The sequence below is a fragment of the Pseudomonas sp. 21LCFQ02 genome, from assembly GCF_024129895.2.
GTDB lineage: Bacteria > Pseudomonadota > Gammaproteobacteria > Pseudomonadales > Pseudomonadaceae > Aquipseudomonas.
Genome location: NZ_CM178749.1, coordinates 2,936,031 through 2,954,944 on the forward strand (window position 1 = coordinate 2,936,031; position 18,914 = coordinate 2,954,944).

At 61.0% G+C, this 18,914-nt stretch carries 19 protein-coding genes; 8 read left to right on the top strand and 11 right to left on the bottom strand.

What is annotated here, in order from left to right; all coding sequences use genetic code 11:
• Positions 1–224: 224 nt before the first annotated feature.
• Genes NJC40_RS13045 through dapE form a run of 3 tightly spaced genes read right to left on the bottom strand, consistent with a single transcriptional unit; the run spans position 225 to position 2,582 of the window.
• The gene (locus NJC40_RS13045) at positions 225–602 is read right to left on the bottom strand and encodes a hypothetical protein (protein ID WP_045488643.1); all 378 of its coding nucleotides are present in this window, start codon (positions 600–602) and stop codon (positions 225–227) included.
• A gap of 19 nt (positions 603–621) precedes the next feature.
• Positions 622–1,431 carry a putative RNA methyltransferase gene (locus NJC40_RS13050; protein WP_045488646.1) on the bottom strand — a complete coding sequence of 270 codons (810 nt, stop codon included), beginning with the start codon at positions 1,429–1,431 and terminating at the stop codon, positions 622–624.
• Positions 1,431–2,582, bottom strand: a complete 1,152-nt coding sequence (gene dapE / locus NJC40_RS13055) for a succinyl-diaminopimelate desuccinylase (RefSeq protein ID WP_253138926.1) — start codon at positions 2,580–2,582, stop codon at positions 1,431–1,433. Before dapE ends, NJC40_RS13050 begins: the two co-directional genes overlap by 1 nt.
• A 179-nt stretch (positions 2,583–2,761) precedes the next feature.
• Between dapE and tcdA the strand changes: the two genes are divergently transcribed.
• The gene (gene tcdA, locus NJC40_RS13060) at positions 2,762–3,577 is read left to right on the top strand and encodes a tRNA cyclic N6-threonylcarbamoyladenosine(37) synthase TcdA (RefSeq protein ID WP_253138924.1); all 816 of its coding nucleotides are present in this window, start codon (positions 2,762–2,764) and stop codon (positions 3,575–3,577) included.
• 142 nt (positions 3,578–3,719) lie between these two features.
• Here the strand turns inward: tcdA and NJC40_RS13065 are convergent, their stop codons facing one another.
• From NJC40_RS13065 to map, 8 genes are all read right to left on the bottom strand, one after another.
• The gene (locus NJC40_RS13065) at positions 3,720–4,130 is read right to left on the bottom strand and encodes a SufE family protein (protein ID WP_045488651.1); all 411 of its coding nucleotides are present in this window, start codon (positions 4,128–4,130) and stop codon (positions 3,720–3,722) included.
• Positions 4,127–5,332: an aminotransferase class V-fold PLP-dependent enzyme gene (locus NJC40_RS13070; RefSeq protein WP_253138923.1), complete on the bottom strand. Its 1,206-nt coding sequence runs from the start codon at positions 5,330–5,332 to the stop codon at positions 4,127–4,129. The genes NJC40_RS13065 and NJC40_RS13070 overlap by 4 nt, the downstream gene beginning before the upstream one ends.
• A 69-nt stretch (positions 5,333–5,401) precedes the next feature.
• Positions 5,402–6,436: a 2,3,4,5-tetrahydropyridine-2,6-dicarboxylate N-succinyltransferase gene (gene dapD / locus NJC40_RS13075; RefSeq protein ID WP_045488656.1), complete on the bottom strand. Its 1,035-nt coding sequence runs from the start codon at positions 6,434–6,436 to the stop codon at positions 5,402–5,404.
• Positions 6,437–6,482: 46 nt separating this feature from the next.
• A complete protein-coding gene (locus tag NJC40_RS13080; protein ID WP_253138922.1) occupies positions 6,483–6,854 on the bottom strand; it encodes an ArsC family reductase in 372 nt (123 codons plus the stop codon).
• Between the two features lie 141 nt (positions 6,855–6,995).
• Positions 6,996–7,613 carry a hypothetical protein gene (locus NJC40_RS13085; RefSeq protein WP_045488661.1) on the bottom strand — a complete coding sequence of 206 codons (618 nt, stop codon included), beginning with the start codon at positions 7,611–7,613 and terminating at the stop codon, positions 6,996–6,998.
• Between the two features lie 153 nt (positions 7,614–7,766).
• A complete protein-coding gene (gene dapC, locus NJC40_RS13090; RefSeq protein ID WP_253138920.1) occupies positions 7,767–8,960 on the bottom strand; it encodes a succinyldiaminopimelate transaminase in 1,194 nt (397 codons plus the stop codon).
• Between the two features lie 57 nt (positions 8,961–9,017).
• A complete protein-coding gene (locus NJC40_RS13095; protein ID WP_253138918.1) occupies positions 9,018–11,714 on the bottom strand; it encodes a [protein-PII] uridylyltransferase in 2,697 nt (898 codons plus the stop codon).
• A 30-nt stretch (positions 11,715–11,744) separates the two neighbouring features.
• Positions 11,745–12,530, bottom strand: a complete 786-nt coding sequence (gene map, locus NJC40_RS13100) for a type I methionyl aminopeptidase (protein ID WP_045488666.1) — start codon at positions 12,528–12,530, stop codon at positions 11,745–11,747.
• A 281-nt stretch (positions 12,531–12,811) separates the two neighbouring features.
• On the opposite strand from map, the gene rpsB reads away from it, so the two are divergent.
• The 7 genes from rpsB (at position 12,812) to ispC (ending at position 18,887) form a co-directional block, all read left to right on the top strand.
• Positions 12,812–13,549, top strand: coding sequence for a 30S ribosomal protein S2 (rpsB, locus tag NJC40_RS13105; RefSeq protein ID WP_045488668.1), 738 nt, complete (start codon positions 12,812–12,814; stop codon positions 13,547–13,549).
• Between the two features lie 189 nt (positions 13,550–13,738).
• Entirely contained in the window at positions 13,739–14,602 is an 864-nt protein-coding gene (gene tsf, locus NJC40_RS13110) for a translation elongation factor Ts (RefSeq protein ID WP_253138916.1), read from the top strand.
• 214 nt (positions 14,603–14,816) lie between these two features.
• On the top strand, positions 14,817–15,557 hold the full coding sequence (gene pyrH / locus NJC40_RS13115) for a UMP kinase (RefSeq protein ID WP_045488672.1): 741 nt from the start codon (positions 14,817–14,819) through the stop codon (positions 15,555–15,557).
• Positions 15,557–16,114, top strand: a complete 558-nt coding sequence (gene frr, locus NJC40_RS13120; protein WP_045488684.1) for a ribosome recycling factor — start codon at positions 15,557–15,559, stop codon at positions 16,112–16,114. The genes pyrH and frr overlap by 1 nt, the downstream gene beginning before the upstream one ends.
• A gap of 15 nt (positions 16,115–16,129) precedes the next feature.
• On the top strand, positions 16,130–16,885 hold the full coding sequence (gene uppS, locus NJC40_RS13125) for a polyprenyl diphosphate synthase (RefSeq protein WP_045488687.1): 756 nt from the start codon (positions 16,130–16,132) through the stop codon (positions 16,883–16,885).
• Positions 16,885–17,700: a phosphatidate cytidylyltransferase gene (locus NJC40_RS13130; RefSeq protein ID WP_253138914.1), complete on the top strand. Its 816-nt coding sequence runs from the start codon at positions 16,885–16,887 to the stop codon at positions 17,698–17,700. Before uppS ends, NJC40_RS13130 begins: the two co-directional genes overlap by 1 nt.
• Positions 17,697–18,887, top strand: coding sequence for a 1-deoxy-D-xylulose-5-phosphate reductoisomerase (gene ispC / locus NJC40_RS13135; RefSeq protein WP_045488693.1), 1,191 nt, complete (start codon positions 17,697–17,699; stop codon positions 18,885–18,887). Before NJC40_RS13130 ends, ispC begins: the two co-directional genes overlap by 4 nt.
• Positions 18,888–18,914 lie beyond the last annotated feature (27 nt).

Sequence of the window (18,914 nt, forward strand, 5' to 3'; positions counted from 1 at the left end):
CGCGAATCGCGACTTTGGCGCAGGCCGAGGGTAGGCGTCGATTCGGGGGAGAAACCGACATGGATGTCGCTGCTCTTGATATCAGGAGCCGGTGCGCTGGGCAGGACGCCCATCGCGCCGGCCCCCGAGGATCAAACAACCGCGGCAATGACCCTTGCACAAAACGAAAGGCCTTCGCGGCTAAAGCCGCTCCTACGGGCGATCCCGCGCCAGGCCAGCTGATGTCAGGAGGTGCGCCAGATAATCTCTTGTTCACCTTCGGCACTGATCCTGATCCACCGGTCAGCGTCCTCCTCACCATCATCCTCCGCCCAACTGCCTGGCGCACAGCGTACCTCAACAGCCAGCGCCGCAAACGCCGCATGGGCGCAGGCAATATCGTCGTCCCAAGGCGTCTTGTCACTCTCCAGAAACAGACTGTTCCACTTGCCCACTGCCTTGGGCACCCAGGTCACCGGCACCTCGCCGGCCCGGCACTTCCAGGTCTGGCCTTTCTGTTGCCACTCACTGCACGGCCCCAGCGCGACACTCAACCAGGCAGTAATCGCCTTGTGATCGACGTCTTCGTCCTTCAGGTAAATCTCGATATCAGGTTGACGCATGATGGCCTCGAAAAATGGCTTACTGCAGCACGAAATAATCGTAGCGCATGGAAACGGTGACCTTGAACGGGCCAGGGTAATCGATGACCGCTGCCCGGCGCTCGGCGCTGGCCCGCCAGCCATGTGGCGTCATCGCCAAGAGATCGGCACGCGACTGGCTGTCGATCAGCTTGAGGGTATAGGTCAGGGTCTCGCTGTGAGCCAGCTCCATCCCCTCCGGTACCAGTGCCAGATGCTTGTCATCGGCGTAGTCGCGGACTTCGTCGTACAGCTTCTGGCGCATCTCCATCAGATGGCCGCTGGTCGGCCCCACGCGCATCAGGCCGCCGCCAGGCGTCAGCAGACGCCTGGCCTCAAGCCAGTCCAGCGGGCTGAAGACGCTGGCCAGAAACTGACAACTGGCGTCCGGCAACGGAATGCGCGCCATGCTCGCGACCAGCCAGGTCAGGCTGCTGTCACGCCGGCAGGCGCGTTTGATTGCCTCGCGGGAAATATCCAGCGCATAGCCATCGGCTTTGGGCAGTGCCTCGGCAATTTGCGCGGTGTAATAGCCTTCGCCGCAGCCGATGTCCAGCCAGCGCCCCGGCGCTCGCTCGGCGGCCAGTTCCGCCAGACGGCGGGCCACCGGCGCGTAATGGCCGGCGTCGAGAAAGCGCCGCCGGGCTTCGACCATCGCCTGGTTATCGCCCGGGTCACGGCTGTTCTTGTGCTGCACCGGCAGCAGATTCAGGTAGCCCTGGCGTGCGCGGTCGAAACGATGGTTGGCCGGGCAGGCCACACCGTTGTCGGCGTTGGCCAGTGGCGCTGCGCAGATTGGACAGGTGAGCATCAGGCGAGCAACTTGACCAGGGTCTGATAGTAGATCTCGGTCAGCACGTCGAGGTCGCTGGCCAGGATGCGTTCGTTGACCTGGTGGATGGTGGCGTTGACCGGGCCGAGTTCGACGACTTGGGTGCCCAGCGTGGCGATAAAGCGACCGTCAGAGGTGCCGCCGCTGGTCGAGGCCTGGGTTTCGCGACCAGTAATGTCACGGATGCTCGCCGACACGGCATCAAGCAGCGCGCCTGGCTCGGTCAGAAATGGCAGGCCCGACAGCGCCCAGTCGATGTGCCAGTCCAGGTCGTGCTTGTCGAGAATTGCTGCGACGCGCTGTTGCAGGCCTTCGACAGTGGACTCGGTAGAGAAGCGGAAGTTGAACACCGCGACCAGCTCACCGGGAATCACGTTGGTGGCACCGGTGCCCGAGTTGAGGTTGGAGATCTGAAAGCTGGTCGGCGGGAAGAATGCGTTGCCTTCGTCCCAGTGCTCGGCAGCCAGTTCAGCCAGGGCCGGGGCGGCCAGATGAATCGGGTTTTTGGCCAGATGGGGGTAGGCCACGTGGCCTTGTTTGCCGCGCACCTGCAAGGTGGCGCCGAGTGAGCCACGGCGGCCGTTCTTGACCACGTCACCGACCAGGGTGGTGCTCGACGGCTCGCCGACGATGCACCAGTCCAGACGCTCGTTACGTGCTGCCAGGCGTTCGACCACCGCCTTGGTGCCGTGGTGCGCCGGGCCTTCTTCATCGCTGGTGATCAGAAAGGCCACCGAGCCTTTGTGATCGGGGTAGTCGCGCACGAAGCGTTCGCTGGCCACCACCATCGACGCCAAGCTGCCTTTCATGTCGGCTGCACCACGGCCGCAGAGCATGCCGTGCTCGTCGATCAGCGCGTCGAACGGGTCGTTCTGCCAGGCCTGTACCGGACCGGTGGGCACCACGTCGGTGTGGCCGGCAAAACACAGCACCGGGCCGTCACCGTTGCCATGGGTGGCCCAGAAGTTATCGACGTCTTCGATGCGCATTGGTTCGAGCTTGAAGCCGACCGCGCCCAGGCGTTGCATCATCACCGCCTGGCAATCGGCATCGAGCGGCGTAACCGATGGCCGACGAATCAGGTCGCAGGCCAGTTGGAGAGTGGGCGAGAGGTCGGCTGGGGCCGTCATGAACAGGACTCCGGTTGCAGGGCGCAGAATGTGCGAGGTGCGAAAAGGCCGATATCTTAAAGCAAATTTGCCCGCTCCATGCGCCTGAATCGGCGGCTTTGCGACAGTCCGTTGCTGGCGGTGGGTGTCCTGCGCGGCGTCAACGCCTATAATGCGCGCCGGTTTTCGAGGTCATGAACATGAGCACAGCAGATCCACGTTTTGCCGGTATCGCCCGGTTGTATGGCAGCCAGGGGCTGGAGCGCCTGCAAGCGGCCCATGTCGCGGTGATTGGTATTGGTGGCGTGGGTTCGTGGGCTGCTGAGGCGCTGGCGCGCAGTGGCGTGGGCGAGATATCGCTGTTCGATCTGGACGACGTCTGTGTCAGCAACACCAACCGCCAGTTGCATGCGCTGGACGGTACTGTGGGGCGGGCCAAGGTCGAGGTGATGGCCGAGCGTATTCGGGCGATCAACCCGGACTGCGTGGTGCATGCGGTGATGGACTTCGTGACCCCAGACACACTGGCTGAGTACATCACTCAAGAGCTGGATTTCGTGATCGACTGTATCGACAGCGTCAAGGCCAAGGCCGCGCTCATTGCCTGGTGCAAGCGGCGCAAGATCGGCCTGGTGACCACCGGCGGTGCAGGCGGGCAGATCGACCCGACGCAAATCCAGGTCTGTGACCTGAACCGTACCTTCAACGATCCGCTGGCGGCCAAGGTGCGTTCGACCCTGCGCCGCGACTACAACTTCTCGCGTACCCCCAGCCGCAGCTACAGCGTGCCGTGTGTATTTTCCAGCGAGCAGTTGCGTTATCCGATGCCCGACGGCAGCGTGTGCCAGAGCAAGACCTTTGTCGGCGAGGGCGTGCGTCTGGACTGTGCCGGTGGCTTTGGCGCAGTGATGATGGTTACCGCGACCTTCGGCATGGTCGCGGCGAGCAAGGCGGTGGACAAACTGGTAGCCGGGACCCGCCGGCCATCGGAGCGGGTCAAGCCAGCAAACTGTTGAAAAACTACCTGCGTTGCCATTGCTACGTTAAAAACAGGCTCACAATGCTCATTTACACCCGTAAACTCCGCTTGCTCGCCTGTTTTTGCCTTGCACTGCCTGCCTCGCCTACGTTTTTCAACGGCTTGCCCGCCGAAGCGGCTCAGGACTGAGCAGCCAGTTCGCGCATGCGTTGCAGCACGGCGTTCAGGCCGTTGCTGCGCGACGGCGATAATTGACGACCAAGCCCCAGGCTGTCGAACCATTGCGCCACATCGACCTGGCGCAACTGCTCGGCGGACAGGCCGTTGACCCGCACCAGCAGCAGTGCCAACAGGCCGCGCAACAGCCGCGCATCGCTGCTGGCGCGAAACTGCCAGCGGCCTTCAGCGGCGTCAGCGAGCAACCAGACCTGGCTTTCGCAGCCGTGTACCCGATGCTGTTCGGACTTTTCCGCTTCGCTCAGTGCGCTCAGGCGTTCACCCCACTGCATCAGCAACCGGGCGCGTTGCTCCCAGCCCTGTAACTGGCTGAAAGCTTGCTGCGCCGCGACGGCTTCTGAACCCAGCGTCATGCCAGCAGCTCCAGCGACTGGTCCAGAGCACTGAACAGGCGCAGCAGGTCGTCCGAGTCGTTGTACAGCCCCAGCGACACCCGAATCGCGCCGGGCAGGCCGAGGTGTTTGAGCAGCGGCATAGCGCAGTGATGGCCGGCGCGCACGGCGATGCCCTGTTCGGTGAGCAGGTGGGCCAGGTCGGCGTTATGCACGCCCTCGACCACAAAGCTGACCAAGGCCAGTTCAGGCGCGCCCAGCACGCGGACCCGATCGCGCTGCTGCAGGCCTTCAAGCAGACGTTTGTGCAATTGCGCTTCGTGGTCGGCGACCGCTCGCTGGTCGAGGCTGTCCAGGTAATCGAGCGTCGCCCCAAGCCCGATCACGCTGGCGATGGGCGGGGTTCCGGCTTCAAAGCCCAGCGGCGCGGCGCGAAACTCGGCATGCCGGTAGTCGGCGGTCAGTACCATCTCGCCGCCGAACTGCCAGTGGGCCAGCTTGGGCAGCGCTTCGTTACCCGCGTAGATCACGCCCAGGCCTTCGGGGCCATACAGCTTGTGGCTGGAGAAAACGTAGAAGTCGCAGCCCAGCGCCTGCACATCATGGCGACCATGCACCACCCCTTGCGCGCCATCGACCACCGTCAGCGCCCCTTGGGCACGGGCCAGGGCCAGCAGGCGTGGCAGTGGTTGCCAGGCACCGAGCACATTGGAGAACTGGCTGACGGCCAGCAGGCGAGTGTTCGGGCCGATCAGCGCGCTGGCCGCGTCGAGATCGATCAGGCCGTGCGCATCAAGCGGCAGGATCACCAGTTTCAGATTGCGCCGCTGGGCCAGTTGTTGCCAGGGCAACAGGTTGGCGTGGTGCTCCAGGGCGCTGATAGCAATCTCGTCACCGGCGCTGAATACGCCTTCCAGGCCGTAGGCAAGCAGGTTGAGAGCCGAGGTTGCGCCGTGGGTAAAGATGATCTGCCCGCTCTCAGCGGCATTGAGCCAGTGGCTGACCTTGCTGCGCGAGGCTTCGAAGGCCTGGGTCGCGTGGGCACCAGGCAGGTGCTGGGCACGGTGTACGTTGGCCGCACCGTTGCAGTAGTAATGCATCAAGGCATCGAGCAATGCCTGGGGTTTTTGCGTGGTGGCAGCGCTGTCCAGATAGGTCTGGCCTTGCCGCTGCAGGGCGTCGATGGCAGGAAAGTCGGCGCGCCAGGGAGAAATCAGGGGCATTGGTCCGTCCGGCTTGTCAGGCGGGGCCAGGCCGCGGGGTTGCCCGCGCACCTGGACCCGTACACGGCATCAGTTGTGAGCGTGCAGTGCTTCGTTCAGCTCGATGGCCGACTTGTGGGTTTTGCATTCCACAGCGCCGGTTTGCGAGTTGCGACGGAACAGCAGGTCGGTCTGGCCAGCCAGATCGCGGGCCTTGACGGTGCTGACCAGTTCGTTGTTCTCATCGAGCAGCGCGACTTTGGTACCGGCAGTGATGTAAAGACCGGCTTCAACGGTGTTGCGGTCGCCCAGCGGGATGCCGATACCGGCGTTGGCACCGATCAGGCAGCCTTCGCCAACGCTGATGATGATATTGCCGCCACCGGACAGGGTGCCCATGGTCGAGCAGCCGCCGCCCAGGTCCGAGCCCTTGCCGACGAACACGCCAGCCGATACACGGCCTTCGATCATGCCCGGGCCTTCAGTGCCGCCGTTGAAATTGACGAAGCCTTCGTGCATGACGGTGGTGCCTTCACCAATGTAGGCACCCAGGCGCACCCGGGCGCTGTCGGCGATACGCACGCCGGCCGGCACCACGTAGTCAGTCATTTTCGGGAATTTGTCGACCGAGAAGACTTCCAGCAGCTCGCCTTTGAGGCGCGCTTCGAGTTGCCGCTCGCCCAGCTCGCCCAGGTCGACCGCACCGGCATTGGTCCAGGCGACGTTTGGCAGCAGCGGGAAGATACCGGCCAGGCTCAGGCCGTGCGGCTTGACCAGACGGTGCGACAGCAGATGCAGTTTCAGGTAGGCCTCAGGGGTTGAGGTCAGTGCGGCGTCTTCGGCCAGCAGGGTGGCGACCAGCGGCTTGTGGCTCTCGGCCAGACGGGTCAGCAGTGCGGCTTGTGCAGCATCGACAGGCTTGACCGCTTCGGCCAGCTTCGACGCCAGGTCGGTGTTGAATGCGATGGCCTGGTTACCGCCGCTGTAGCCCAGCAGTGGCGCGACTGCCGCGACCAGCTCGGCCGATGGCTTGAGCAGCGGCTGAGCGTAGAAGACTTCCAGCCAGTTGCCTTGACGATTCTGGGTGCCGACACCGAAGGCCAGGCTGAACAGAGTAGTGGACATGCATATTCCTCTTGAGTGATCAGGGGGTTGCCAGCAGCTCGTGGGCTTACTGCAACGCCGCCGCATACAGTTCGGGTTTGAAGCCAATCAGGGTTCGCTCGCCGAGATCGAGCACCGGGCGCTTGATCATCGACGGTTGCGCCAGCATCAGCTCGATGGCCTTGTTCTGGTCGAGGTCGGCTTTTTGCGTCTCCTCGAGCTTGCGAAACGTCGTACCGGCGCGGTTGAGCACCACTTGCCAACCGTGTTCGTCACACCATTGGCTCAGGTGTTCGCGGTCGATGCCCTGGGTCTTGTAGTCGTGAAAATCATGGCTCACGGCGTGTTGTTCTAGCCATGTACGGGCTTTTTTCATCGTGTCGCAGGCCTTGATGCCGTAAATGCGTACGATCTTGCTGTCGTTGGCGGTATTGGCCATTGCCGAAACTTCCCATGCATCGCTGAAAACAGCCGGTGATTATGCCATGCCCACACGTGCTGTGCCCGGCCTGTCTCGATATCTGTCGGACAATCACAGACAGAGGGGGCATATTCAGATGCCGGATTAAGGTACGTAGCGTCAGCGTACTATGCCGTTGAAAATCTCCGTGGCCTTACCGTCTTTCTTGATCGTGAGTTTGTTGTTCTGCGCCAGGGAATCTACTGCTTCCGAGCAGCCATCGACTGTGACGCTGCCGTCCACTGATTCCGTTGCTGTGCTGAAGCTCACCGCGTAGGTAGTGGCAGGACAAGCCCGGCCGCCTTCTCCAGTGGAGATAACCAGCACGTAACGGTCAGGGCCGAAGGCATAAGCTTTCTCTACTGTGACATAGGTCGAGAACTCGGGCTCTTCGAGCACTTGTTCAAGGATATTCATCACTCCGGCGCGAGACTGATAGTTGATGGCATCGGCGCCAGTGGTGAATGGGCCCACCTGATCGCCGGAGATTAGCACCGGTTGATAGGTGACGCTGGGAGCAGCAGGAGCCAGGCTGGCCGAGGGGGCCGGTTTCGTTACGAGTCCTGTCGATGTGGTGGGGCTGGTGCACTGGCCGTTTTCGCAGATCCGGTCGCCCTTACAATCAGTGTCTTTACCGCATTGTAAGGGCGCTTGGGCTGGGTGGCTGATCTTCTCGACAGGTTTGTCGCAGGCACTGAGGCAGAGGGCCAGGATGGAGAATGCAAAGACGCGCTTCATTAGCGAATTCCTTTTCATGAATGATGGCGCGGTAGTATCGCCAAACCTCTTGTGAAAGTCTTGGCCATTACCTTACGGGTATCCAGCGCATATCGTCCGGCGTGCGGGTGACAACCCACGGCACATTGCATGCCGTGGGGCAGGGCAGGCGTGTCAGCGGGTTACAAACGCCCGAATCCGCTCAGCGGCTTCGATGCACTCGGCCAGTGGTGCGACCAGGGCCAGGCGCACGCGGCCGGCGCCGGGGTTGAAGCCGTCCACTTCCCGCGACAGGTACGAACCTGGCACTACAGTGACGTGCTGTTCGGCGTAAAGGTCGCGGCAGAACGCGGCGTCGTCCTGGCCGACGCTGGGCCACAGGTAGAAGCTGCCGTCCGGGCGTTGCACGTCCATCACCGGGCCAAGGATGTCGAGCACGGCGTCGAATTTCTCACGGTACAGGTCGCGGTTGCTGCGCACGTGGTCTTCGTCGTTCCAGGCTGCGATGCTGGCCAGTTGAGTTTGTACCGGCATGGCGCAGCCGTGGTAGGTGCGATACAGCAAGAAGGCCTTGAGGATCTCGGCGTCGCCGGCCACAAAGCCGGAGCGCAGGCCTGGCAGGTTGGAGCGCTTGGACAGGCTGTGAAACACTACGCAGCGCTTGAAATCCTGGCGGCCCAGTTCGGCGCAGGCGCTCAGCAGGCCGGGTGGCGGGCTTTGCTCGTCGAAGTACAGCTCGCTGTAGCATTCGTCGGCGGCGATCACGAAGTCGTACTGGTCGGCCAGGGCGATCAGTTGTTTCAGGGTTTCGAGCGGAATCAGTGCACCGGTGGGGTTGCCCGGCGAGCACAGGAACAGGATCTGGCAGCGCTGCCAGATGTGCGGGGCGACGGCGTCGAAGTCCGGGTTGAAGCCGTTGTCGTTCAGGCACGGCAGGTAATGCGGCTGAGCGCCGGCCAGAAACGCCGCACCTTCGTAGATCTGGTAGAACGGGTTGGGGCTGACCACCAGGCCATCGGCTTCGCGGTTGACCACGGTCTGGGTGAAGGCAAACAGCGCCTCACGGGTGCCGTTGACCGGCAGTACGTGGCGGGCCGGGTCGATCCAGCCGGCGGGCACGCCAAAGCGTCGTTCGCACCAGTGGCCGATGGCTTCACGCAAGGCCGGCAGGCCCAGGGTGGTCGGGTACACCGCCATCTGGTCGAGATTGTCAGCCAGCGCCTTGGCCACGAACGCCGGCGATTTGTGTTTGGGCTCGCCGATCGACAGGGCGATGGGGCGCTTGTCGGGGTTGGGCGTCACGCTGCCGAGCAGGGCACGCAGCTTTTCGAACGGGTAGGGCTGAAGCTGTTGCATGGCGTTGTTCATGAGGCAAATGTCTCAAGGTGCAAGGCGCCCTGAGCCGGGCGCCGTAAATGGATAAATTCAGATACTCAGGCGAAACCCGCCGTCCGGTTCGCTGTTGACGTTCAACTGTTCGACAATGGCTTCCTGCAGGCGGGCACACAGTTGCGGGTCGGACAACGGCTGGTTGTCGGCATCGGTGATGAAAAACACGTCTTCGACCCGCTCGCCCAGGGTGGCAATCTTGGCGTTCTGCAGCGACAGGTCGAACTCCAGGAAGATCTTGCCAATCCGTGCCAGCAGTCCGGGGCGATCCGGGGCCAGCAGTTCCAGCACCGTGACCGGGCGCTGGGCGTCGTTATGGATGGTGACCTGCGGAGCAAAGCTGAAGTGCTTGAGCTGGCGCGGCACCCGGCGCTTGATGATGGTCGGGTAGTCGTCCGGGTTGCGCAGGGCCTCGGTCAGACCCTGGCGAATTTCTTCGATGCGCTGCGGATTGTCGCCAATCGAGCCGCCATCGCTGTCGAGCACGATGTAGGTGTCGAGGGTGAACTGGCTGCTGGAGGTGATGATTCGTGCGTCATGAATGTTGAGGTTCAACTGGGCCATGGCGGCCACCGTCACAGCGAAGAAATCGTGCTGGTCGGCGGCGTAGATGAAGATCTGCGTCGCGCCCTCGAATTCACGTTGGGTGGTTTCCTTGATCAGCACCAGCGGGCCGCCGTTGACTGGCTGTTGCAGGATCGCATCGCTGTGCCAGGCCACGTCACCGGCGGTATGGCGCAGAAAGTAATCATCGCCCAGCCCCGACCAGAGCTGTTCCACATCGTCCGGGTCGGTGCCATTGCGCACCAGAATGTCCAGGGCGGCGGTCTGGGTGCGGCGAATCTGCTCTTCACGGTCCACCGGGTTTTCCAGGCCGCGGCGCAGTGCACGCTTGGTCTCGGTATACAGCTGGCGCAACAGGCTGGCCCGCCACGAGTTCCAGAGGGTCGGGTTGGTGGCATTGATATCGGCCACGGTCAGTACATACAGGTAATCCAGATGCACTTCATCACCGACAAACAGGGCGAAGTCGTGAATCACCTGCGGGTCGGACAGGTCCTTGCGTTGCGCGGTCGTCGACATGACCAGGTGGTTGCTCACCAGCCAGACAATCAGCCGCGTGTCCCACACCGGTAGCTGGTGGCGGTGGCCGAAGACTTCGGCGTCGACGGCGCCGAGCTCCGAGTGATCGCCACCGCGGCCTTTGCCGATATCGTGGTACAGCCCGGCCAGGTAAATCAGCTCCGGCTTGGGCAGGCGGGCCATGATCTTGCTGGCCAGCGGGAATTTCTCCGACACCTCGGTGTACTGCAACTTGCGCAGATGTTTGATGAGGTTGAGGGTGTGGGCATCGACGGTATAAATATGAAACAGGTCGTGTTGCATTTGCCCGACGATATGCCCGAATTCCGGCAGGTACAGGCCGAGGATGCCGTAACGGTTCATGCGTCGCAGATTGCGGTGGATGCCCGTCTCGCATTTGAACAGCTCGATGAACAGGCTGGTATTGCGAATATCGTTGCGGAACTCGTCGTCGATCAGGTAGCGGTGCTCACGCAGCAGGCGGATGGTATTGGCCCGCACGCCTTTGATCTCGGGGTTTTGTGCCATCAGCACGAAAATCTCGATGATCGCAAAAGGGGTGCGCTTGAAGACATTCGGACGCGTAGCTTCTATATAGCCATCATGGAGCTGGAAGCGTGAGTTCAGTGGCTGGGTGTTGCCGTCATCCTCACAGAGGATGACTTCCTCGAAGTGCTGGATGATCAGGTCGCTCAACTGGGCGATGCTCATCACCACCCGGTAATACTTCTGCATGAAGTTTTCGACGGCACGCTTGGAGTCGGTGTCCTGGTAGCCAAGCAGCTCAGCAATGGAGCGTTGATGGTCGAACAGCAGACGGTCTTCGGCGCGTCCGGCCAGCATGTGCAGGGCGTAGCGCACCTTCCAGAGAAACTCCTGCGAGGAGGCCAGCAACTGGTTCTCGCTTTCCAGCAGAAAGCCGGCACCGGCCATGGCCTGCAGGTTCAGGGTGCCGTACTGGCGACGGGCGACCCAGAGGATGGTCTGGATATCGCGCAGGCCACCCGGTGAACCCTTGACGTTGGGTTCGAGGTTATATTCCGTGTCGTTGTACTTGTGGTGGCGGGCGCGCTGCTCAGCCCGTTTGGCGAGGAAGAAATCCTTGCTCGGCCACAGGTGACCGGTGCTGGTGGCTTCGAGCATGTGCTCGCGCAAGCGTTCCGGGCCTGCAATGGTGCGGCTTTCCATCAGGTTGGTGATGACCGTCAGGTCGGCTTTGGCTTCGCTGGCGCACTCTTGCACCGAGCGCACGCTTTGCCCGACTTCCAGGCCGATATCCCACAGCAGGGTCAGAAACCGCTCGATGGAGTCGCGAAAGACTTCGTGATCGTCCTTGTCGAGCAGGATCAGCAGGTCGATATCGGAATAGGGGTGCAGCTCGCCGCGCCCGTAGCCGCCCACCGCCAGCAGGGCGATGTCGGCCTGAGGTTGCCATTGGAACTGGCTCCAGGCCTGTTGCAGGATGTTATCGACGAACCAGGCGCGGTCCTCGATCAGGCGACGGATCTCGCGGCCTTCGCGAAAGCGTTGGTCAAGCACCTCGCGCGCCTGGCGAATGGCCTTCTTGAACGCGGCGATGGGGCTGGACTTCAGGGCCAGTTCAGCCTGGAACTGGCCGCGGTCGAACAATTCGGGATCCACCTGCGGCATGGGCGTGGCTTTCCTTCGGGTCAGTGGTTGTCAGCCAGCGTTGGTACGGGCGATGGTGTCGTCGCTGCGCAGGGTGAAGATCTCGTAACCGTCAGCGGTGACGACCAGAGTGTGTTCCCACTGTGCCGAGAGCTTGCGGTCCTTGGTGATCGCAGTCCAGCCGTCGCCGAGGATCTTGGTTTCGGCGCGGCCCTGATTGATCATCGGCTCGATGGTGAAGGTCATGCCTTCCTTGAGCTCCATGCCCGTGCCGGCCTGGCCATAATGCAGCACCTGTGGCTCCTCGTGAAAGACCTTGCCGATGCCGTGGCCGCAGAACTCACGGACCACCGAAAAGCCGTTCTTTTCAGCGTGCTTCTGGATGACTTCACCGATATCGCCCAGCCGGGCGCCAGGACGGACGACCTCGATGCCTTTATACAGGCACTCCTGAGTGACGCGTGACAGGCGTTCGGCCCACTCGGGCACCTGGCCGACATGGAACATCTTGCTGGTGTCACCGTAATAGCCATCCTTGATGACGGTGATGTCGATGTTCAGGATGTCGCCGTTCTTGAGCGGTTTGTCGGCCGGAATGCCGTGGCACACCACATGGTTGATTGAGGTGCAGATCGACTTGGGAAAGCCTTTGTAGTTCAGCGGTGCCGGAATCGCTTGCTGAACGTTGACGATGTAATCGTGGCAGATGCGGTCCAGTGCCTCGGTGGTGACGCCGGCCTTCACGTGGGGCTCGATCATTTCCAGTACTTCGGCGGCCAGGCGGCCCGCGATGCGCATCTTTTCGATGTCTTCGTGATTTTTAATGCTGACAGTCATTCGGGCGCTCTCGGTAATGCACAAAGCGCCGATTCTAACAGACCGCCGGGCCTCTGGTGGCGATCCCCGGCACCGGATACGCAGGGCGATCAATCAGCCTGTAATAACTGTGGGTTTTGTTTGTCAGCTTTATGTGATATAAAGTGCGCCGCTTTGCAGGGGCTGCCCCTGGAGCATAAACCCACACACGTGTCGACACGATGACCTGGGTGCCGTTGGCAAAGCCGCCGGTTGGTCATTGGGATGCGTGGAGGCCTAACCCGACTTATCAAGGAACTATCATGTCCCAAGTCAATATGCGCGATATGCTGAAGGCCGGTGTGCACTTCGGTCACCAGACCCGTTACTGGAACCCGAAAATGGGCAAGTACATTTTCGGCGCGCGCAACAAGATTCACATCATCAACCTGGAAAAAACCCTGCCGATGTTCAACGACGCCCTGTCGTTCGTAGAGCGTCTGGCTAACGGCAAGAACAAGATCCTGTTCGTCGGCACCAAGCGTTCCGTTGGCAAGATCGTTGCTGAAGAAGCAGCACGCTGCGGCTCGCCGTACGTCGATCACCGCTGGTTGGGCGGCATGCTGACCAACTTCAAAACCATTCGTCAGTCGATCAAGCGTCTGCGCGAACTGGAAGTCCAGGCTGAAGACGGTACCTTCGCCAAGCTGACCAAGAAAGAAGCCCTGATGCGCAGCCGTGATCTGGAAAAACTGGATCGCAGCCTGGGTGGTATCAAGGACATGGGCGGCCTGCCTGATGCCCTGTTCGTTATCGACGTTGATCACGAGCGCATTGCAATCACCGAAGCCAACAAGCTGGGCATCCCGGTCATCGGCGTTGTCGATACCAACAGCAGCCCGGAAGGCGTTGACTACGTGATCCCAGGTAACGATGACGCCATTCGCGCCATCCAGCTGTACATGGGTTCGATGGCTGATGCCGTCATCCGTGGTCGCAACAACGTTGCTGGCGGCACCGAAGTCTACGAAGAAGCTCCGGCTGCTGCTGTAGAAGGCTGAGTAACCAACGCCAGGCGTTGACTCAGTACGCAAAAAGGGGGCTTGGCCCCCTTTTTGCCACCTCGGAAAACATCGGCTGGCGCGGCCATGGCTATGTTGTCATCTGCTGCTGCCAAGATGGTTTTTCAAGAATTTGAACGCCCGTGACTTCGGGTGGTGTGGTTAAAACCTATCCAAGAGGATTTTGAAATGGCAGAGATTACTGCGGCGCTGGTCAAAGAACTGCGTGAGCGTACCGGCGAAGGCATGATGGATTGCAAAAAGGCCCTGACCAAGGCCGGCGGCGACATCGAAAAGGCAATCGACGACATGCGCGCTTCCGGTGCCATCAAGGCTGCCAAGAAAGCTGGCAACGTTGCTGCTGAAGGCGCTATCGCAATCAAGGACGACGGTAAGTCCGCTGTCCTGCTGGAAGTCAACTCGCAGACCGACTTCCTGGCCCTGCAGGAAGACTTCAAGGCATTCGTTACTGCCAGCGTCGAAAAAGCCTTCGCAGAGAAGCTGACCACTGTCGAACCACTGATCGAAGCTCAAGAAGCTGACCGTCTGGTACTGGTCGGCAAGACTGGCGAAAACGTCAACATTCGCCGTCTGGTCCGTGTTGAAGGTGACGTGCTGGGTGCTTACCTGCACGGCAACAAGATCGGCGTGGTTGTGGTCCTCAAGGGCGGCGACAGCGAGCTGGCCAAAGACATCGCCATGCACGTTGCGGCGACCAACCCTGAGTTCCTGCTGCCTTCGGAAGTTTCGGCTGAAGCGATCGAGCGCGAGAAGGGTGTCTTCCTGCAACTGAACGAAGACAAGATCAAGGGCAAGCCTGAGAACATCGTTGAAAACATGATCAAAGGCCGTATCTCCAAGTTCCTGGCTGAAGCCAGCCTGGTCGAGCAGCCTTTCGTCAAGAACCCGGAAGTCAAGGTTGGCGAGCTGGCCAAGAAAGCCGGTGCCGAGATCGTTTCCTTCACTTACTTCAAAGTGGGTGACGGCATCGAGAAGCCGGTTGATAACTTCGCTGAAGAAGTTGCCGCTCAAGTGGCTGCCAGCAAGAAGTAAGACGGTTTTCAACTGTCGTACTGCAGGCTGAAAAAGAGGCTGCCCGCTCATGCGTGCGGCCTCTTTTTCAAAAGAAACAGAGGAATTTTTGCTTGCAGGCATGGTCTGCAAGGCAGCTTTTTCTGGCGCCCCGGTAGCGTCAGACTAAAGTTGACGCAGGTCTTCAGGCCTGTATGGATTTCATAATCAAGTAATGCCGCAGGAGAGATTCGCAATGGCTCAGCAGGGCAGTGGTCATCAGGCTCGCTATAAACGCATTCTACTCAAACTTAGCGGCGAAGCCCTGATGGGCTCCGAGGATTTCGGCATCGATCCCAAGGTGCTCGACCGCATGGCGCTGGAAGTCGGCCAACTGGTCGGCATCGGTGTTCAGGTAGGGTTGGTGATTGGTGGTGGCAACCTGTTCCGTGGTGCTGCGCTGAGCGCGGCCGGCATGGATCGGGTGACAGGCGATCACATGGGCATGCTTGCCACCGTGATGAACGCGCTGGCCATGCGTGACGCCCTGGAGCGCGCCAATATCACTGCCATCGTGATGTCCTCCATTTCCATGACCGGCGTGACCGATCACTATGATCGGCGCAAGGCCATGCGTCACTTGAACGCCAAGGAAGTGGTGATCTTCGCAGCCGGCACCGGCAATCCGTTCTTCACCACTGACTCGGCCGCGTGCCTGCGGGCCATCGAAATCGATGCCGACGTTGTGCTCAAGGCAACCAAGGTGGATGGCGTGTACACCGCTGATCCGTTCAAGGACCCTAATGCCGAGAAGTTCGATCACCTGTCTTACGATGAGGTGCTCGATCGCAAACTGGGTGTGATGGATCTGACTGCAATCTGCCTGTGCCGCGACCACAAGATGCCGTTGCGTGTCTTCAATATGAACAAGCCCGGCGCCCTGCTCAATATTGTGCAAGGTGGCGCTGAAGGAACCCTGATCGAGGAAGTTCGATAATGATCAACGACATCAAGAAAGATGCCCAGGAACGTATGGGCAAGTCGCTCGAAGCGCTGGGTCGTAACCTGGCTTCGATCCGCACCGGCCGTGCACACCCCAGCATCCTCGACAGCGTCAAGGTGACTGCCTGGGGCAGCGAGATGCCACTTAACCAGGTTGCCGCAATCAGCGTCGAAGACGCGCGTACCCTGAAGATCGTCGCTCACGACAAGAATCTCAGCGCGGCCATCGAGAAGGCCATCCTGACCTCCGACCTGGGGCTGAACCCTAGCAGTGCCGGTACCACCATTCGTGTGCCGATGCCTGCCCTGACCGAAGAGACCCGCAAGGGTTACACCAAGCAGGCGCGTGGTGTGGCAGAAGACGCCAAGGTTGCAGTGCGCAACGTGCGTCGTGATGCTCTGGCTGACCTGAAGAAGCTGTCCAAAGACAAGGAAATCAGCGAAGACGAAGAGCGTCGTGCCGCCGATGAGCTGCAAAAGCTCACCGACAAATATGTCGCGGAAGTCGACAAGGCACTGGAAGCCAAAGAAAAAGACCTGATGGCCGTTTGAGGTCGGGGTTTTTTAATGGAAAAGACCAAGCAGGCGGCACTGTCTTCAGTGCCGCGCCATGTCGCGATCATCATGGATGGCAACAATCGCTGGGCGAAAAAACGCCTGCTGCCCGGTGTCGCCGGCCACAAGGCTGGTGTGGATGCGGTGCGCGCCGTGATCGAGGTGTGTGCCGAGGCCGGGGTCGAAGTGTTGACCCTGTTTGCGTTCTCCAGCGAGAACTGGCAGCGCCCGGCCGATGAGGTGGGTGCGCTGATGGAGTTGTTCCTCACAGCGCTGCGTCGTGAGACCCGGCGCTTGAACGAGAACGAAATCAGCTTGCGGATCATTGGTGATCGCAGCCGTTTTCATCCAGAGTTGCAGGCGGCCATGCGTGAGGCCGAGCAGGCTACCGCCGGCAGCAATCGTTTTGTGCTGCAGGTCGCTGCCAACTACGGCGGCCAGTGGGACATTGCCCAGGCTGCGCAGCGGCTGGCGCGCGAAGTGCAGGCAGGTCATCTGAAGCCTGAGGACGTCACGCCCGAGCTGTTGCAATCTTGCCTGTCTACCGGCGATCTGCCGTTGCCCGATCTGTGCATTCGCACCGGTGGCGAGCACCGGATCAGCAATTTTCTGCTTTGGCAGCTGGCCTATGCCGAGCTGTACTTCTCCGACCTTTTTTGGCCGGACTTCAAACACGACGCCATGCGCACTGCGCTGGCCGATTTTGCTTCGCGCCAGCGCCGCTTTGGTAAAACCAGCGAGCAGGTCGAAGCCGGAGCCCGTGCCTGATGCTCAAACAACGGATCATCACTGCGCTTATTCTGCTGCCGATTGCCCTGTGTGGGTTCTTTCTGCTTAAAGGTGCCAATTTCGCGCTGTTCATTGGTGCGGTTGTGGTGCTGGGCGGTTGGGAGTGGGCCAGGCTGGCAGGGTTTGCCAGTCAGTCGATGCGTATCGGTTATGCCGCGGCGATCGCTGTGCTGCTGTTTCTGCTTTATCTGTTGCCGGGCCTGGCGCCTTGGGTGCTCACCGCTGCGGTCATATGGTGGCTGGTGGCAACCTGGCTGGTGCTCACCTACCCGGTGTCCAGCGAGCATTGGGCCAGTGCACTGTGCAAGCTGGCCATCGGCCTGGCAATTCTGCTGCCGGCCTGGCAAGGTCTGGTGCTGATCAAGCAGTGGCCGCTGGGTAACTGGTTGATCCTGTCGGTTATGGTGCTGGTATGGGCGGCAGACATTGGTGCCTATTTCACTGGCAAGGCGATCGGCAAACGCAAGCTGGCGCCAAAAGTCAGTCCTGGCAAGAGCTGGGAGGGTGTTTATGGTGGCCTGGCGGTCAGTCTGATGATCACCTTCGTGGTGGGTGTCATGCGTGACTGGTCATTCGGTGAGTTTGTCGCGGGCTTGGCCGCTGCGGCGGTTATCGTGCTGATTTCCGTTGTTGGTGATCTGACCGAAAGCATGTTCAAGCGTCAGTCCGGGATCAAGGACAGCAGCAATCTGCTGCCGGGTCATGGCGGTGTGCTGGACCGTATCGATAGCCTGACAGCCGCAGTGCCGGTGTTCGCGGTGCTGTTGTGGATCGCTGATTGGGGTGTGATGTGAGCAAGGTGCAACAGGTAACGGTGCTTGGCGCGACCGGTTCGATTGGTCTGAGCACGCTGGATGTCATTGCTCGCCACCCTGGGTTGTTCAAGGTTTTCGCGCTGAGCGGTTTCACGCGACTGGATGAGCTGTTGAAGTTGTGCGTGCGCCATCAGCCACGCTATGCAGTGGTGCCGACGTTTGAAGCTGCCGGACGCCTGCAGGCCGCGCTGATCGGTGCTGGCCTCGGAACCCGAGTGCTGCTGGGTGAGGATGGGCTCTGCGAAGTGGCTGCGCACCCTGAAGTCGATGCAGTCATGGCCGCTATCGTGGGGGCCGCCGGCTTGCGCCCGACCTTGGCGGCGGTGGAGGCAGGCAAAAAAGTGCTGCTGGCCAACAAGGAGGCGCTGGTGATGTCCGGCGCCTTGTTCATGGAGGCCGTGCGCCGCAGTGGTGCGCTGCTGCTGCCGATCGACAGTGAGCACAATGCAATTTTCCAGTGCCTGCCCGGTGACTTTTCTCGCGGGTTGGGCGCAGTGGGTGTCCGGCGGATCCTGCTGACCGCTTCCGGTGGGCCGTTCCGGCAGACCCCGCTTGAGCAATTGCAGGCAGTAACGCCTGAGCAGGCTTGCGCACATCCTGTCTGGTCGATGGGGCGCAAGATCTCGGTCGACTCGGCCACCATGATGAACAAGGGCCTCGAACTTATCGAGGCCTGCTGGCTGTTCGATGCCCGGCCCGACCAGGTCGAAGTGGTCATTCATCCGCAAAGCGTGGTTCACTCGCTGGTCGATTACGTGGATGGTTCGGTGCTGGCTCAACTGGGCAATCCGGACATGCGTACCCCCATCGCCAATGCGCTGGCCTGGCCTGCGCGTATCGATTCGGGTGTCGAGCCGCTGGATCTGTTTCGTATCGGTCAGTTGAATTTCGAAGCGCCGGATGAACAGCGCTTTCCCTGTCTGCGCCTGGCGCGCCAGGCGGCGGAGGCGGGCGGTAGTGCGCCGGCGTTACTCAATGCGGTCAATGAGGTGGCCGTGGCCGCGTTTCTCGATCGGCGCATTGGCTATCTGGATATCGCGAGTATGATTGAGTCGGTCCTGAATCAGGAGCCGGTGGTCCCGGTCAATGAGCTGGAGACTGTTTTCGCCATGGATGCCCGGGCGCGGACCTTGGCTGCGCACTGGCTGGAACGCAATGGGCGATGAAATTTTCGGACGCTTGGGGTTTTGTGC

Bases quoted from the DNA above. Each gene is read 5' to 3' on its own strand.
- NJC40_RS13045 (WP_045488643.1), bottom strand. From the start codon at position 602: ATGCGTCAACCTGATATCGAGATTTACCTGAAGGACGAAGACGTCGAT.
- NJC40_RS13050 (WP_045488646.1), bottom strand. From the start codon at position 1,431: ATGCTCACCTGTCCAATCTGCGCAGCGCCACTGGCCAACGCCGACAAC.
- dapE (WP_253138926.1), bottom strand. From the start codon at position 2,582: ATGACGGCCCCAGCCGACCTCTCGCCCACTCTCCAACTGGCCTGCGAC.
- tcdA (WP_253138924.1), top strand. From the start codon at position 2,762: ATGAGCACAGCAGATCCACGTTTTGCCGGTATCGCCCGGTTGTATGGC.
- NJC40_RS13065 (WP_045488651.1), bottom strand. From the start codon at position 4,130: ATGACGCTGGGTTCAGAAGCCGTCGCGGCGCAGCAAGCTTTCAGCCAG.
- NJC40_RS13070 (WP_253138923.1), bottom strand. From the start codon at position 5,332: ATGCCCCTGATTTCTCCCTGGCGCGCCGACTTTCCTGCCATCGACGCC.
- dapD (WP_045488656.1), bottom strand. From the start codon at position 6,436: ATGTCCACTACTCTGTTCAGCCTGGCCTTCGGTGTCGGCACCCAGAAT.
- NJC40_RS13080 (WP_253138922.1), bottom strand. From the start codon at position 6,854: ATGGCCAATACCGCCAACGACAGCAAGATCGTACGCATTTACGGCATC.
- NJC40_RS13085 (WP_045488661.1), bottom strand. From the start codon at position 7,613: ATGAAGCGCGTCTTTGCATTCTCCATCCTGGCCCTCTGCCTCAGTGCC.
- dapC (WP_253138920.1), bottom strand. From the start codon at position 8,960: ATGAACAACGCCATGCAACAGCTTCAGCCCTACCCGTTCGAAAAGCTG.
- NJC40_RS13095 (WP_253138918.1), bottom strand. From the start codon at position 11,714: ATGCCGCAGGTGGATCCCGAATTGTTCGACCGCGGCCAGTTCCAGGCT.
- map (WP_045488666.1), bottom strand. From the start codon at position 12,530: ATGACTGTCAGCATTAAAAATCACGAAGACATCGAAAAGATGCGCATC.
- rpsB (WP_045488668.1), top strand. From the start codon at position 12,812: ATGTCCCAAGTCAATATGCGCGATATGCTGAAGGCCGGTGTGCACTTC.
- tsf (WP_253138916.1), top strand. From the start codon at position 13,739: ATGGCAGAGATTACTGCGGCGCTGGTCAAAGAACTGCGTGAGCGTACC.
- pyrH (WP_045488672.1), top strand. From the start codon at position 14,817: ATGGCTCAGCAGGGCAGTGGTCATCAGGCTCGCTATAAACGCATTCTA.
- frr (WP_045488684.1), top strand. From the start codon at position 15,557: ATGATCAACGACATCAAGAAAGATGCCCAGGAACGTATGGGCAAGTCG.
- uppS (WP_045488687.1), top strand. From the start codon at position 16,130: ATGGAAAAGACCAAGCAGGCGGCACTGTCTTCAGTGCCGCGCCATGTC.
- NJC40_RS13130 (WP_253138914.1), top strand. From the start codon at position 16,885: ATGCTCAAACAACGGATCATCACTGCGCTTATTCTGCTGCCGATTGCC.